This window comes from Bacillus cereus group sp. MG16 (assembly GCF_040459875.1).
Lineage (GTDB): Bacteria > Bacillota > Bacilli > Bacillales > Bacillaceae_G > Bacillus_A > Bacillus_A paranthracis.
Genome location: NZ_JARVHE010000001.1, coordinates 3,028,329 through 3,042,555 on the forward strand (window position 1 = coordinate 3,028,329; position 14,227 = coordinate 3,042,555).

The following is a 14,227-nucleotide window of genomic DNA, read 5'->3' on the forward strand; positions in this document are numbered from 1 at the left end:
ATAACAAATAAAGAGGCTGTCCCAAAAGATGCTTTTTAGCCAAAATCGTATAAAAAGTGAAAGGCAGAAATGTTGATTTTATAACATTTCTGCCTTTTCGATTTCATGTGATCTTACTTCGAAAGAGACTTATGAGACAGCCCCTTTATTTTATCAAAAGTTCTATACTAAAGAATCGCAAATAATATGAATTACAATTGAACTTACTTCACCACAAACCGCGTCTGACTACACCCATCCTTCTGCTTCGTTACTTCTAATACAGCTGGCATTGCGTTTTTCAGCTCTTGAACGTGTGAGATTACACCAATAAATCGACCTGATTTTTGTAAGTCAATTAAGGCGTCAACCGCTTTTGTTAATGACTCCTCATCTAATGAACCGAATCCTTCGTCGATAAACATCGTTTCGATTGAAATACCGCCTTCATACGCTTGAATGACGTCTGCCATGCCGAGCGCTAAGCAAAGTGAGGCATTGAATTTCTCGCCGCCAGATAATGTTTTTACATCGCGTGTTTGGCCAGTATATGCGTCGTATACATCTAACCCTAATCCACTTTGACGATTTCTCTTTTCAACTCGTTCACTTCGTTTTAAATAAAATTGTCCATTTGATAATTTACGTAATCGTTCGTTTGCAATTTGAACAATTTGTTCTAAATACTCAATTAAGATGTAACGTTCAAATGATATACGGCTTTCGTTATCACCTTTCATTACTTCATATAAGTCAACAAGTTCTTGGAAGGCTTTTTCTTCCTCATGAATTTGCTCATCAATACGTCTAATATTTTCATGTAAATCAGAAATATATGTTACCGCATTTTGCGAACGTTGACGTTTTTCTTTAATGATATCAAGGTTAATTTCTAGTTCTTTAATGTGTTCACCTAACGCCGTAATATCCATATACTCTTTATCTTTTAATTCAGCATGTAACTCTTCAATTTGTTTTGCAAGTACTTCAAGAGATGAATAATAGCTTTGAATTTCTTTTTGTAACATACCCATCTCGGCATCACTTAATTTCGCTTCTTTATACGTAATTTGATCTGTAAATCCACTCTGTTCAAGCTCTTTCATAAAGCGCGTGAAAGTCTCTTCTTTCTTCGATTTTGCACTTTCAAATTGATTAGAAGCACCTTCCTGTTCTGCTTGAATACGTATATTTTCATTTTGCCAATGTTGATACGCCTCCTGCACTTTCTTCCATTCGTCCTCCATTAATTTGAGTTCATGCATAGCTTGGTCAAACTGGACTTTCCAAGCTTGGACTGTTTGTAAGTTTTCAGGAATGTTTTTCTTATCATGTTCATATGACGTACGAAGCTGCATACAATCTATTTCTATACGGTGCTGTTCTGTTTCTACCTCATGTTTTTGTTTCTGAAGTGCATCTACTTTTTCTTCTATGCTTTTTATTTTCACAGCTGTTTGCTTACGCGTTTCTTCACTTGCTTTTAACGTATTCACTTCAGTTGCTAATTGTTTTCCTTTTTGAACAAGCGCACTATATGTTTCAGCTAATTCTTCTGAGCGATAACCTCGCTTCTTAACCTCTTCTATTACTTGTTCATATTGAAGATGATAGAAATTCCATTTCTCCTCTACTTGCACATGTAATTTTTCAGCAATGTTCTTCTTGTCTCTTAAATCATTTAACTCTTTTTCATTGATGGCATCACTTTGCTCTGAAGCTTTTTTCGGATGGTTCGTGCTGCCACATACTGGACAAGATTCACCATCATGTAGATGAAGAGCTAATATACCAGCTTGTTCACTTAACCAGCGACGTTCCATATTCTCATATGCACGAACTGTCTCTTGCATCTTAATAAATGCAGTTTCTTTTTCTTGCTCGAATTTTTGTTTTTCTTGCCATACGTCATATGCTTGCTTTAAAACTTTTGCATCTTCTCGCATATTCGTTAGTTCTTCTACTTTATCTACATATCGTTCAAGCGCTCGCTCTAATTGCTGTAATTCACCAGACATTAGCTGTTTTTGATTTGTATGCTCTTCTAATTGTCGATCTAAGTTTTGCATACTTTCTTTTAATTTTCCTAGTTGAATTTCTGCATTTTGTAAATTCAACTGTTTCTCAGCTAATGATGCAATAATCGGTTGTAACTCTTCTAATCTTTGAACAAGTTTTTTTGCATTCTCTCTCTCAGGTTCTTTATTCTTTACTGCTTCATATTTCTCCTGAGCAAGTTCAAAATTATTCATTATATTTTCTTTTTTAGCGATAATTTGTTTTAACAAACTTTCAGCTTTCTGCTCATTTTGCATTGCTTCTTCGTACCACTGTTCAAATGGTAATAAGCGCTTCGCTTGTTCCGCACGCTTAAAAGATAGTTCTTTCATTTCAATTACTGAACGTTTTTCTTGTAAAGTATTATATTTCTCATTCTTTTGTTGTAAATCTATAAATTTCTCATTTACAGACTTCGCTGCATGAAAACGTGTTTCAGCATCCTTTAATTGCTTCGTTTGAATATCTTGTTCTAATTGTAATTGCTCCACCTCTGCCTTATACGCAGCTGTCTCTTGTTCTAATGCCTCTACTACTTGATGCGTATTTACATGGTCTTGTTCCACTAATGTCTCTAATAATGCTCCATCACGAATTGGTAATTTAAAAACATTACGGAAATATAACTCTCGCTCTTTCTGTTTTTCTTGTAAGACGTCTTTCCATTGTTTTCGTTTTTGGTCAAGTAACTCACGCATTAACTTATAACGATCTGTTTTAAAAATACGACGCAAAATTTCTTCTTTGTTTTCTGTCTCAGATGTTAATAGTTTTCGGAATTCCCCTTGCGGTAACATAACAATTTGACTAAATTGATGTTTACTTAAACCAATTAAATCTTCTACTTTTTTATTTACATCCGTTACATGGAAACGATCAACAGCCGGAATCTTCTCTTCATCAATTACTTCATATAATTCTACTGCATGTCCCGTAACCGTCTTGTTCCCTTGTTTTTTATGTCCCAGTTGTCGTTTTATTTCATAACGTTTCCCTTTTAACTGAAAGGTTAATTCTACGCTTGTATACACATTATCATCAGCAAATTGACTGCGGAGCATGCTCGTATCACTTCGTTCTTCTCCGCTTGCCTCACCATATAAAACATAACAAATCGCATCAAAAATCGTTGTCTTTCCGGCGCCCGTGTTTCCAGAAATGGCGAAAATACGATGCTCTCCCAAATCGTCAAAATCAATTACTTCTTTCTGTTTATATGGGCCAAATGCCGTCATAATAAGCTGAATCGGTCTCATCCTCGTTCACCTTCCCGTTCTTGCACTGTTTGTAATACTTCTACAAATAGACGTTCTTTCTCTTCTGATAAATCTAAGCCTTTCATTTCTTTATAAAAAGCCTTTAATAATGATAAATCATCCATTTTATGTCTTGAAACAGTTACTTCATTTGACTCAGTGAACTCTCGTCTTTGAATGGCTCTTTCAACATGCATTGCATTTGGATAAACAGAGCGTATTTTTTCCATTGGCTGCAAGACAGGATTTTCATCTAATAATTTTACAAACACGTAATCTTCACTTACTGGATGTTGTAACAATTCATCTATTTTCGCTTCTACTGTTCGCATTTTACGGCGTGGTGTAAGTAACCTTTTTTCAATTGTTACTTCACCTTGCTCGTCCAATTCCACAATATAATATCCTTTTTTATGTTTTTCTTCAGAAATAGAATATGCAAGTGGAGAACCTGAATATCGAATTGTCTCATTACGTACGAAATGCGCTTGATGTAAATGTCCAAGCGCTGTGTAATGAAACTTATCAAAATAATGACTATTCACGTATTCAGCACCACCAATTGAAAGCGGTCGTTCAGCATCACTTGTATTCTCTTCCGCTTCGCCCGCAGAAGTTACAAATGCATGACCAACAAATACATGTCTAGCTTCTTTATCCATCGTTTCAGAAAGCTCATTCATAAAAATACGCATCGCATCATCATGAGAACGTACGTCTTCGTTTTTCAATACATGTCTCACTATGCTTGGATCCGCATAAGGAATGAGATGGAAGTGAACCTCCCCATATTCATCATTTAATATAATTGGCTCATATGGAAATTGAAATTGCCCCACAATAAATAATCCTTGTTTCTTCATTAAACTACTTCCAAAATGAATACGATCTGGACTATCATGGTTTCCTGCGACTGCAATAACTGGTGTTTGTAAATCAATCACTATTTTTTGCAGCACATCATTTAATAAGTCTACTGCTTCCGTAGGTGGAATTGCTCGGTCATATAAATCCCCTGCAATAATTATGGCATCTGGTTTTTCTTCTTCAACAGCTTGTACAAACTGATCTAATACAATCTTTTGATCTTCAGTCATATACACGCCATGAACAAGCTTTCCTAAATGCCAATCGGCTGTATGAAATAACTTCATGGTTTCCTGCTCCTTTTAATTTACTGAATTTAGTGATACAAGTTGATAGTTTATTGTAGTTTTTCCGTTCTCCCATTCTAACTTATGTATCATTGCACTACCGATTCTTTCTTCATTTGATTTATATAAAGGTAATATTTCTTGAACTGTAAATAAGTGATAACCATCCAATTTTAATTGAAATATGTTTTCTTCTATATGTAATCTTACTTCTTTTTCATTTGAAATAATTTTTGTGTGCATCTCAAATTTCATGATAGATACAACCCCTTTTTCTAATCTCTACACTATTAATAGTATATTGGCTATGCAAGATTGACAAGTACATACACGGTAAAGTACATACTTTTCTATTGCGATATGTTTTTTAAATTTCACATATAATACGGTATGTGAAATTTTATTCTTTCCAAAAATAAAAATGTCTCATATGACATCTTTATTTTTGGATAAATTCTTTCATTACATAATATAAAACTGTAATGAAAACAATCGCTACAAAAAATGAAAATACTGCAACAATGTACCCATCTTTATTTAATAAAATGCAAAAAGAAATAGATATGATAAAAATCGGAAATACAAGTCGTACTTTATCCTTCACTTCCTCTGTCGTATCTGTATGATGAAAATACTGCGTTATCCCTATCATTAAAGAAGACAAAATAATCACCGACAATAGTAAAGGTACTGGCATTCCGATTTCTCCTTTCTCTATTTCTAATGAAAAGCAATTTTTCTTTCATTATAATCACTCTTTTCGAAGTGATTATGTACAATTTACACATATATAATAGCGTGTTTATCATGGTAACTTCAAATAATTACAATTACAGTAATGTTGTAATATTCATTTTCAACCTCCAAAATCCTGCAAATATAACTCGTCAAAATATGCAGTGGATAAATTAACATATACCGCCAACTTTAGACAAAATTTATAAAGGACATTTCAGTACGTATAAAGAATTAAGAATAAGAAGATATGTAAGGGAGGATGAATTATGACTGAACACGTTTTATTTTCTGTTAGCGAAAACGGCGTTGCATCAATTACTTTAAACCGCCCAAAAGCACTTAATTCTTTATCTTATAACATGTTGCAACCAATTGGGCAAAAACTGAAAGAGTGGGAACATGATGAGCGAATTGCGCTTATCGTATTAAAAGGAGCTGGCACAAAAGGTTTTTGTGCAGGTGGCGACATTAAAACTCTTTATGAAGCACGTTCAAATGAAGCTGCATTGCAGCATGCGGAACGTTTCTTTGAAGAAGAGTATGAAATTGATACATATATTTATCAATATAAAAAACCGATTATCGCTTGTTTAGATGGAATTGTAATGGGTGGTGGTGTCGGTCTTACAAATGGTGCGAAATACCGAATTGTAACTGAGCGTACGAAATGGGCAATGCCAGAGATGAATATTGGCTTCTTCCCAGACGTCGGTGCTGCTTATTTCTTAAATAAAGCTCCAGGGTATGCCGGCCGTTATGTCGCTTTAACAGCATCTATTTTAAAAGCTTCTGACGTATTATTTATAAACGCTGCTGATTATTTTATTGCATCTGATTCATTACCAAATTTCCTTACTGAACTGGAAAGTGTAAATTGGCCTAAAGAAGATGATGTACATACTCATTTAAAAGAAGTCATTCGTACATTTGCAACTGCTCCAACATTAGAAAGCGAGCTTGCTCCTTCATTAGAAGAAATTAATTCACATTTTGCATTCGATACAATTGAAGAAATTATTCATTCATTAGAGAAAGATCAAAGTTCCTTTGCTTTAAAAGCGAAAGAAACGTTATTATCAAAATCTCCTATTTCACTAAAAGTAACATTAAAACAGTTTATTGATGGACAAAATAAGTCCGTTGAAGAATGTTTCGCTACTGACCTTGTACTTGCTAAAAACTTCATGAGACATGAAGATTTCTTTGAAGGAGTACGATCTGTTGTCGTTGATAAAGACCAAAATCCAAATTATAAATATAAGCAGTTAAGTGATGTTTCAGAAGAAGATGTAAATAGATTCTTTAACTTACTTAACGCATAAAGTGAAACTTTAATCAGTGGGGGTTTTGTTCATCCCCCACTGATTATTAGCCCTCACCAATCGGACTTTTACGGACAGTTGATCCCCCACCTAACTTCTTTGCTTCCGTTGAATTTTGAGGTGGGAGTCTTACTGCCCGTTTATGCGGGATAAACCTGAGGCTATATAGTCATGTCATTACATGACTATATAGCCTCTTTATCATTTAATAATTTTTAATAAAATTTAATTTTATTAAATCGAATTATGTGCTACACTATTTTTAATTAAATATTCTAAAAATAAAAGAAGGAGGAGCGACTATGATTGAAAATTATTTTCTTTTCATCATTATGTCTATTTGTCTTATTATTTTACCTGGTCCTGATACTGCAATGGCTACGAAAAACACATTAGTTGCTGGTAAGGTAGGCGGGGTGAAAACAGTGTTCGGTACATGTGTTGCACTATTGATTCATACTTTAGCAGCAGTAATCGGACTTTCCGCACTTATTGTAAAGTCAGCTCTTTTATTTTCTATTTTCAAGTACGTTGGAGCTCTATATTTAATTTATATTGGTATTAAAGCCCTTTTAGCAGTAAGAAATAAAGAAGGCGTCAATACGAACGATATATCTTTGAATAACGCAAACGAGAATACTTCTTGCTTTCGCCAAGGGTTTCTTACAAATTTATTAAACCCTAAAATCGCAGTCTTCTTTTTAACATTTTTACCGCAATTTTTAAATCCAAATCATAATACGTTTATCCAACTTCTTATAATGGGCCTTACTTACTTAGTTTTAACAGTTATTTGGTTCGCTTTTTATATATTTTTAATTGATAAAATTAGTGCTTTTATGAAAAAACCGAAGACACAACGTTATATTCAAGGGTTAACGGGAATTGTCTTAATTGGTTTTGGTATTAAACTAGCTTTTGAAAAAAGCAATTAACAAGAAGAAAACCACCACTATTCATAGTGGTGGTTTTCTTTTAACAACTGATTTGGCTGTCTACTTTATATTAAAACCAGCGCTCAGTTACAACTTTTTTACGTGTATAGAATTGAACGCCATCTGTACCATTTGTACCTAAATCACCAAAGAATGAAGCTTTATTTCCTGCGAATGCGAAGAATGCCATTGGTGCTGGAACGTTTACGTTTACACCGATCATGCCCGCATCGATGTTATCACGGAATGTTTGTGCATGTTTACCGCTTGATGTATAAATAACCGCTCCATTTGCAAATTTAGATTGATTTGTTAGTTTAATACCTTCTTCTAAATCTTTAACACGTACAATGCTTAATACTGGAGCAAAAATCTCATCTTGCCAAATTTTCATTTCTTGATTTACACCGTCAAAGATTGTCGCACCTACAAAGTAACCTTCTCCAACTTCTTCCTTAATTTTACGGCCATCTACTAATAAAGTAGCTCCATCTGCTACACCGCTGTTAATATAGCCCAATACGCGTTCTTTATGAGACTCACGAATTAATGGTCCAACATAATTATCTTCGTGGAAACCGTCACCTACTTTTAACTTCTTCGTCTCTGCTACTAGTACGTTGATGAATTCATCTGCAATTTCATCAACTACTGCTACTACTGAACATGCCATGCAGCGCTCTCCACTACTTGCAAATGCAGATCCAATTACACCTTGTACCGTTTTCTCAAGATTGCAATCTGGCATAACAATCGCATGGTTTTTCGCACCAGCTAACGCTTGTACACGTTTCCCATGTTTCGTACCTGTTTCATATACGTAACGAGCTACCGGCTCAGATCCAACAAACGAAACAGCTTGAATATCTTTATTTTCTAAAATGCTATTTACAACATCTTTTCCGCCTTGTACTAAATTTAATACTCCTTTTGGAAAACCAGCTTCATAGAATAACTCTACAAGTCTCTCTGCTAAAAGTGGTGTTCTTTCAGATGTTTTTAATACGAATGTATTACCACAAGCAATTGCAAGCGGGAACATCCATAATGGAATCATCATCGGGAAGTTAAACGGCGTAATTCCAGCAACAACTCCAATTGGGTAGCGCCAAATTGATCCATCAATGCCGCTTGCAATATTCGGAAGTGCTTGTCCCATCATTAAATTTGGAGTAGATGTTGCAAGTTCTACTGCTTCAATACCACGTTGTACTTCACCAGTTGCATCCGTTAATGTTTTACCATTTTCTAGCGTAATGATTTTTGCAAGTTCTTCTTTGTTTTCTTGTAAAAGCTGTAAATATTTATACAATTGTCTTGAACGATTCGGAACTGGTACTTTAGACCACGTTTCGTATGCTGCTTTTGCCGCTTCAACAGCTTTTTCAACATCTTCTTTCGGAGATAGCGGAACGTAAGCGATAATTTTTCCAGTCGCTGGATTCGGAACTGCTTCTACTTCTGTACCAGTAGATTCTACCCACTCACCATTAATATGATTTTTTACTCGTTTAATTTCAGTTGTAATCATTATATACTCCCCTTTTTTATGATGTTTATAAATCTATTATTTTTGATTAGAAATTAATTGTTCACTAACTTTCTTATATAAAGCAGCCATATCATTTTCACCATAACCTGCTTCACTTGCTTCTTCATATACGTTTAATAGCATTTCGCTTACTGGTAAGTGAAGCTCACTTTCTTTCGCTAAATCTACTGCAAACCCTAAATCTTTCTTTAATAAATTTACAGTAAAACCTGGCTCGTAGTTTTCTGATGCAATAAAACTTTTATAATTGCGCTCATAAATTCTACTTTGACCATAGCTTACATTTAAAATATCAAACATTTTATCTAAATCCATATTGTTCTTTTTCGCTAATGTTAAAGCTTCACTCACACCAGCTGTATAAAAACCAATTAATAGGTTATTAATTAATTTAACTGTTGTCCCACTATCAATTTGCTCACTAACATGGAAAATGTTCGCACCTAATACACCCATGATAGATTCCGTTTTCTCATATACCTTTTTTGATCCACCAACCATAAACGTTAATGTACGGTTTTCGGCTCCAATTACCCCACCACTTACAGGGGCTGCTAAAAAGTCTACTTTCTTTTCCTTTGCAGCTTCCTCTAACTGTTTGTTTAACTGTGGAGATACAGTACTTGTATCAATTAAAACTACATTCGAATGACTATTTTCAAATAATCCTTCTTGTCCAAAATACACCGCTTCAACAGCACGAGGTGAAGGTAAACTTGTAAAAATCACATCGCATGTTTCTGCTAATTTTGAGATTGATAAGCCAATAATTCCTCCTTCTTTTTCAAAGGAAGCTTCAGCATCTTTATTTAAATCCACACCATATACTGTGTAACTTGATTTAACTAAATTTTTAGACATCGGAAGACCCATGTTACCTAAGCCGATAAAACCAATCTTTTTCATATCGCTTTCCTCCTATTTACACAATATACTTTCCACGATTTATAATAGCTTTCGCAACTTCTCTCTTTTTTGTAAATACGTTCGTATATAAAGGTACTAATAATTGACGAATTTCAGCTAAAATTACGTGTCTATCTTGTTCTTCTGTAACAGCCGCTGAAAGTATAGAAATCGCCGCTTCTTCTACTTTGCGATAGCCTTCTTCACAAATAACGTCAGTTATCATTTGTTTCGTACGTTCTTTCTCTTCACCATTTTTACTAATTGCTTTACTCGTACGTAAAAATGCTGATTCCATGACGTACACGTCCGTTAACATATTTGATAATACACGTGAATATTCTTGCTCTTGATCAATTTTTAACCCTGGAGTTTTAGAGAGCGTTTTCAAAGATTGTTTCAACAATTTTTTCGCTAATAAAATGTAACGATGGTTTCTTTCGACATTTGCTACATCAATCTCTACTTCAGTATCTTCAATTTGTTCCATTTGTTTCATTAACATTTTGGCAACTGTTAATCTATTAATTTCATTCGTTCCTTCAAAAATACGACTAATTCGAGCGTCACGATATAAACGTTCTACTTCGTATTCTTGCATATAACCGTAACCACCATGAATTTGTACAGCTTCATCTACGATGTGACCAAGTGTTTCAGAAGCATTTACTTTATTTAGTGCACATTCAATTGCAAATTGAGACATTTTCTTCATAAGATCTTCATCGCTCTCATGAATTGCTTCATCAATTACACCTGCTGTACGATACGCTGCACTTTCTGCTCCATAGGTAGCAATGATCATATTTGCAATTTTCTCTTGAATCATCGTAAAGTCTACTAATTCCGTTTGGAACTGTTTACGTTCTTTTCCGTATTGAACGGACAATCCAATTGCTTGCTTTGCTGTTCCAATATTTCCAAAGGCAAGTTTTAATCTAGCAAAGTTAAGAATATTAAGAGCTACGTGATGCCCTTTCCCAACTTCCCCTAAAACATTTTCAGCAGGTATGACAACATCTTCTAAAATAAGGGTAGCCGTTGAAGAACCTTTAATCCCCATTTTCTTTTCTTCTAGCCCAATAGATACCCCTTCACATGTTCTTTCGACAATAAACGCTGTCATTCCTTTATTTGTCTTCGCAAAAACAACGTATACATCTGCCATATGAGCATTTGTAATCCATTGCTTTTCACCATTTAGCTTCCAAGCAGTACCATCTTCATTTAATACTGCACTCGTTTTTGCACTTAAAGCATCAGAACCCGCATTTGGTTCAGTTAAAGCATAAGCCCCAATCCATTCTCCTGATGCAATTTTCGGCAAATATTTTTCTTTTTGTTTTTTCGTTCCGTAATATATGTAAGGCAATGTACCTACACCTGCGTGTATATTAAATGAAACGCTAAATGCACCAGCGTATCCCATTTTTTCGGCTACAAGCCCTGAAACTGCCTTTCCTAATTCAAATCCGCCATATTCTTCTGGAACCTCGATACTTAATAATCCAAGTTCTCCAGCTTTCTCAAACAATTGACGAGAAACTTTATAGTTATGTTGTTCAATATTCTCCATTTGTGGAACAATTTCTTGTTTAACGAATTGTTCAGTCGTTTTTGCGATTAAATCTTCGTCTCCTGAAAAATCTTCTGGCGTAAAGAAAGCATGATTCACATCTTTATTAAGTGAAAAAAATTCATCCCACGGTAACTTCGTTTTCTCCATCTGAATCCCCCTATCATTTCGGCCTTACTTGCTACTACATATGCTCGTCTACGATGAGTGGAATATCTTATTTTTGAAAACAGAAGGCGATGAATTTTCACATCAAGCAGTTTGTCTTGCTAAAGATGTATTCTCATCGCCTTAGTTGTTTTATCTATTGATCCTCTGATAATACTGTTTTTGCAATTCCAGTATCTAGTTCTTCAAAGTCATGATATGAAATTGTTTCATATAACTCACTTCTCGTTTGCATATTAGAAAGTGCATCTTTTTGAGAACCAGTTTCCTTAATTAAAGTAAACACATTCTCATACGCTTTCGCTGCTACGCGAAGTGAAGTTACAGGATAAATAACCATTTGGAAGCCCATATTCGCAAATTCCTCTGCACTATAATACGGCGTTTTCCCGAACTCAGTCATATTGGCAAGTAAAGGTGCATTTACTTTACTATTAAATAGACGGAACTCTTCTTCTGATTGAAGCGCTTCTGGGAATATTGCATCTGCACCTGCTTTTACATAGGCGTTTGCTCTTTCAATCGCTTCATCCAAGCCCTCTACACCGCGAGCATCTGTGCGCGCTACAATATATAAGCTCGGTGCAACTTCTTTAATCGCTTTAATCTTTTGAACTAATTCTTCTGTCGTAACGAGTTTTTTACCATTTAAATGTCCACATTTCTTTGGTAATTGTTGATCTTCAATTTGAACAGCTGCTACTTTTGCTTCCACCATTTCTACTGCTGTTCTCGCTACATTTAGGACGCCACCGAATCCAGTATCAATATCAACAAGAACTGGTAAGTCTGTAGCTCTTACTAGATCCCTTGCTCTCTCTGCTACTTCAGTAGACGTCACGATTCCTAAATCAGGTAGCCCTTTACTTGCAGTATAAGCAGCTCCTGATAAATAAAGAGCTGAAAAACCTGTATTTTTCGCAACAAGAGCTGCCATTGCGTCATGAGCACCTGGAATTTGCAAAATTTCATTTGCTTCTACTAAAGCTCGGAAGCGATTCGCAAGCTCTTCTTGTGTTGACTGTTTATTCACAACCCAAGCCATTCTAAATTCCCCCTATTATTAAATTAAGAATAGATCTATAAATTCATTTACATTCATATTTTCTAGTTTCTCTTCATTTAAACAAGCTTCATGAATTTGTTCTTGTTGCTTACTAGAATAATGACCTGCCATATTTGCAGTGAATTTTTGAACAACTTTTGGAATTGCTTCGTCTCTACGGAAACGGTGACCAAGTGGATATTCACATTCCACATTTTCTGTTACAGTTCCATCTTTGAAATGAACTTGAACAGCGTTGGCGATTGAGCGCTTGTTCGGGTCAAGGTAATCTAAACTGTACTGTTTATTTTCAACAACAACCATCTTATTACGTAATTCATCTACACGTGGATCATTTGCTACTGCATCCTCATAATCATCCGCAACGATATCCCCTTTTAATAAACCAATTGCCGTAATGTATTGTAAGCAATGATCACGATCCGCTGGGTTATTTAATGGACCTTCTTTATCAATAATACGAATTGCTGATTCATGCGTTGTAATTGTAATACGGTCAATTTCATCTAATTTTCCTTTAATTTCTGGATGTAATTTCACAGCACATTCTGCAGCTGTTTGTGCATGGAATTCTGCTGGATATGAAACTTTAAATAATACATTTTCCATTACATAAGAATCTAATGGTCTTGCTAATTTTAATTCTTGTTTATTGAATAATACATCTTGGAATCCCCAGCCCGGTGCAGATAATGCCGTAGGGTAACCCATTTCACCTTTTAGAGCAGTCATTGCAAGATGAACACCGCGGCTCGTTGCATCACCTGCTGCCCATGATTTACGTGATCCCGTATTTGGAGCATGACGATATGTACGAAGACTAGAATTATCAATCCATGCATGTGATAATGCATTAAAGATTTCTTCACGTGTTCCGCCAAGCATTTTTGCAACTACTGCAGTTGTTGCTACTTTTACATATAATACGTGGTCAAGACCAACTCTGTTTAAGCTGTTTTCTAAAGCAAGTACACCTTGAATTTCATGTGCTTTAATCATCATTTCTAATACTTCACGTACTTTTAACGGTTCTTTTCCTTCTGAAATACGAACACGGCTAATATAATCTGCCACAGCTAAAATTCCGCCTAAGTTATCAGATGGATGTCCCCACTCTGCTGCAAGCCAAGTATCGTTATAGTCTAACCAACGGATCATACAGCCGATATTAAATGCACCTTTCACTGGATCAAGTACATATGACGTACCTGGTACACGTGTACCATTTGGCACGATTGTTCCTGGTACAACTGGTCCTAATAATTTCGTACATTCTGGATATTGTAATGCTAAAATTCCGCATCCAAGTGTATCAAGTAATACGTAACGAGCAGTACTGAATGCTTCTGCACTTGTTACCTCTTTATTTAATACATAATCCGTAATCTCTTCTAATAATGCATCTTTTTGTTTAATTTCATTTGTTTTAATCATGCTATCCTTCCCTTTCTGTCGAAAATTCGTTATTATTAATGATGGGTGTCGGTCAAACACCCATCTGGCGGGCGGTGCTAACA

General features: G+C 35.2%; 11 protein-coding genes. 2 read left to right on the top strand and 9 right to left on the bottom strand.

The genetic code is table 11. From position 1 onward, the window contains the following. Nucleotides 1–203: 203 nt before the first annotated feature. The 4 genes from QCI73_RS15635 to QCI73_RS15650 all read right to left on the bottom strand — a co-directional run bounded on the left by QCI73_RS15635 (nucleotide 204) and on the right by QCI73_RS15650 (nucleotide 5,144). The gene (locus tag QCI73_RS15635; RefSeq protein ID WP_353823303.1) at nucleotides 204–3,293 is read right to left on the bottom strand and encodes an AAA family ATPase; all 3,090 of its coding nucleotides are present in this window, start codon (nucleotides 3,291–3,293) and stop codon (nucleotides 204–206) included. Then, complete coding sequence (locus tag QCI73_RS15640) at nucleotides 3,290–4,447, bottom strand: exonuclease SbcCD subunit D (RefSeq protein WP_076869775.1); 1,158 nt, start codon at nucleotides 4,445–4,447, stop codon at nucleotides 3,290–3,292. Before QCI73_RS15640 ends, QCI73_RS15635 begins: the two co-directional genes overlap by 4 nt. A gap of 15 nt (nucleotides 4,448–4,462) precedes the next feature. After that, nucleotides 4,463–4,702, bottom strand: a complete 240-nt coding sequence (locus QCI73_RS15645; RefSeq protein ID WP_061656808.1) for a DUF2584 family protein — start codon at nucleotides 4,700–4,702, stop codon at nucleotides 4,463–4,465. Nucleotides 4,703–4,886: 184 nt separating this feature from the next. Next, nucleotides 4,887–5,144, bottom strand: a complete 258-nt coding sequence (locus tag QCI73_RS15650; protein ID WP_001145041.1) for a hypothetical protein — start codon at nucleotides 5,142–5,144, stop codon at nucleotides 4,887–4,889. A gap of 307 nt (nucleotides 5,145–5,451) precedes the next feature. Here QCI73_RS15650 and QCI73_RS15655 point away from each other — a divergent pair, with 307 nt between their 5' ends. After that, nucleotides 5,452–6,507, top strand: coding sequence for an enoyl-CoA hydratase/isomerase family protein (locus tag QCI73_RS15655; RefSeq protein ID WP_353823304.1), 1,056 nt, complete (start codon nucleotides 5,452–5,454; stop codon nucleotides 6,505–6,507). A 302-nt stretch (nucleotides 6,508–6,809) separates the two neighbouring features. Further along, nucleotides 6,810–7,442, top strand: a complete 633-nt coding sequence (locus QCI73_RS15660) for a LysE family translocator (RefSeq protein ID WP_000572339.1) — start codon at nucleotides 6,810–6,812, stop codon at nucleotides 7,440–7,442. A 70-nt stretch (nucleotides 7,443–7,512) separates the two neighbouring features. Here the strand turns inward: QCI73_RS15660 and QCI73_RS15665 are convergent, their stop codons facing one another. From QCI73_RS15665 to prpD, 5 genes are all read right to left on the bottom strand, one after another. Further along, a complete protein-coding gene (locus QCI73_RS15665; RefSeq protein ID WP_327923747.1) occupies nucleotides 7,513–8,973 on the bottom strand; it encodes a CoA-acylating methylmalonate-semialdehyde dehydrogenase in 1,461 nt (486 codons plus the stop codon). A gap of 36 nt (nucleotides 8,974–9,009) precedes the next feature. Beyond that, nucleotides 9,010–9,900: an NAD(P)-dependent oxidoreductase gene (locus QCI73_RS15670; protein ID WP_353823305.1), complete on the bottom strand. Its 891-nt coding sequence runs from the start codon at nucleotides 9,898–9,900 to the stop codon at nucleotides 9,010–9,012. Nucleotides 9,901–9,916: 16 nt separating this feature from the next. Continuing rightward, a complete protein-coding gene (locus tag QCI73_RS15675) occupies nucleotides 9,917–11,626 on the bottom strand; it encodes an acyl-CoA dehydrogenase family protein (protein WP_353823306.1) in 1,710 nt (569 codons plus the stop codon). A 154-nt stretch (nucleotides 11,627–11,780) separates the two neighbouring features. Then, the gene (gene prpB / locus QCI73_RS15680) at nucleotides 11,781–12,689 is read right to left on the bottom strand and encodes a methylisocitrate lyase (RefSeq protein WP_000312650.1); all 909 of its coding nucleotides are present in this window, start codon (nucleotides 12,687–12,689) and stop codon (nucleotides 11,781–11,783) included. 18 nt (nucleotides 12,690–12,707) lie between these two features. Beyond that, nucleotides 12,708–14,144, bottom strand: a complete 1,437-nt coding sequence (gene prpD / locus QCI73_RS15685; protein WP_327923744.1) for a 2-methylcitrate dehydratase — start codon at nucleotides 14,142–14,144, stop codon at nucleotides 12,708–12,710. Nucleotides 14,145–14,227: the final 83 nt, after the last annotated feature.